This is a genomic window from Halomonas sp. KAO, from assembly GCF_015595025.1.
GTDB lineage: Bacteria > Pseudomonadota > Gammaproteobacteria > Pseudomonadales > Halomonadaceae > Halomonas.
Map to the genome: position 1 here is coordinate 661,782 of NZ_JADNRL010000019.1, position 479 is coordinate 662,260.

The following is a 479-nucleotide window of genomic DNA, read 5'->3' on the forward strand; positions in this document are numbered from 1 at the left end:
AGCCCGCAGCCTGAACCGGGCGGTGATCACCGCCACCCAGATGATGGAGTCGATGATCGAGTCGCCCCTGCCCACCCGCGCCGAGGTGTTCGACGTTGCCAACGCCGTGCTCGACGGCACCGATGCGGTGATGCTCTCCGCCGAGACCGCCGCCGGCGACTTCCCGGTGGAGACCATCGAGGCGATGGACCGGGTCTGCCTGGGCGCCGAGCGCGAGCGGATCGCCCAGGAGTCGGGCCACCGCATCCACGAGGGCTTCTCCCGGGTCGACGAGACCATCGCCCTATCCGCCATGTACGCCGCCAACCACCTCTCCGGGGTGGCCGCCATCGCCTGCATGACCTCGACCGGCTATACGCCGCTGATCGCCTCGCGCATCCGTTCCGGGCTGCCGATCATCGGCCTGGCCCACAGCGCCATCGCCCAGCGACGCATGGCGCTCTATCGCGGCGTGGTCTCGCTGCCCTTCGACACCAGCG

At 70.1% G+C, this 479-nt stretch carries 1 protein-coding gene; it reads left to right on the forward strand.

Annotation, left to right across the window (positions count from 1 at the left end):
* A partial coding sequence (locus tag IOC61_RS09300; RefSeq protein ID WP_229333009.1) for a pyruvate kinase occupies positions 1 to 479 on the forward strand: 479 nt, incomplete at both ends.